Origin of the sequence: Rhodopirellula maiorica SM1 (genome assembly GCF_000346295.1) — a bacterium.
Lineage (GTDB): Bacteria > Planctomycetota > Planctomycetia > Pirellulales > Pirellulaceae > Novipirellula > Novipirellula maiorica.
In genome coordinates this window covers 1-730 of sequence record NZ_ANOG01000826.1, presented here as the reverse complement: position 1 = coordinate 730, position 730 = coordinate 1, and the positions used below count along the sequence as shown (strand labels likewise).

At 53.8% G+C, this 730-nt stretch carries 2 protein-coding genes and 1 pseudogene; all 3 read left to right on the top strand.

Annotation, left to right across the window (positions count from 1 at the left end; genetic code table 11):
- Positions 1-429: pseudogene (locus RMSM_RS41365) on the top strand (hypothetical protein); the annotation flags it as partial.
- Positions 377-517 (top strand): pentapeptide repeat-containing protein, encoded by a 141-nt coding sequence (locus RMSM_RS43880; protein WP_160168386.1) that lies wholly within the window; start codon positions 377-379, stop codon positions 515-517. The pseudogene RMSM_RS41365 and the gene RMSM_RS43880, both read left to right, overlap by 53 nt.
- Positions 518-541: 24 nt before the next feature.
- Positions 542-730, top strand: a 189-nt coding sequence (locus RMSM_RS26785) for a hypothetical protein (protein WP_008704216.1), incomplete at its 3' end; no start/stop codon positions are given.

Below are 730 nucleotides of genomic sequence, written 5' to 3'. Positions count from 1 at the left end.
GCAATTGGTGCGATTGCGGCGATGCGAGATTTAGAAAATACGCCCGGAATCGATGTGATTATCGGCGGAGTTGACGCGACACCCGAGGCGCTAGACCTAATCACACGTGGCGTGTTGTTTGCGACGGTCGGAGGCCATGTGATGGAGGGCGGTTGGGGGATTGTGTTGCTACACGATTTTTTCAACGGAATTGACCTTGCCAGGATCCCAACTCATTACGATTCGCCAATGCGATTGATCACTCGCGATAACTTGGCGGCCTATCGCGCGGTGCTGAACCGCGCGACGTGGCGGAACACCGATTTTCGTAAGTTTTCGTTGCTGGATCGACCCAACCAGTCAAATTATCGTTTCGATCTCAGCACGTTGGCAACCGGTGCAGGGCCCGAGCCGAATTTCCCCGAACGAATTCACCCGAGCCAAATTTAACCGAGCCAAATTTAACCGAGCCAAATTTAACCGAGCCAAATTTAACCGAGCCAAATTTAACCGACCCGGCGGAGACGAATTCTGCTAGGCGGCAAAGCAACGGGGAAACGCGATGAACGTCGTCCCCGATGTGGCATCCTCAGCAAACCAGTCGGTGGACGAGCGGGTGCAAGAACGTGGAATCACACTGCGATATGTGATCGCTCTGGTGACGACGATTCTGATCACCCTCGGATTGTTGGTTGCTGTGGCAGCCTTGCTGACGATCACTCAGTTTGATGACCGGATTCGCGAACAAGCC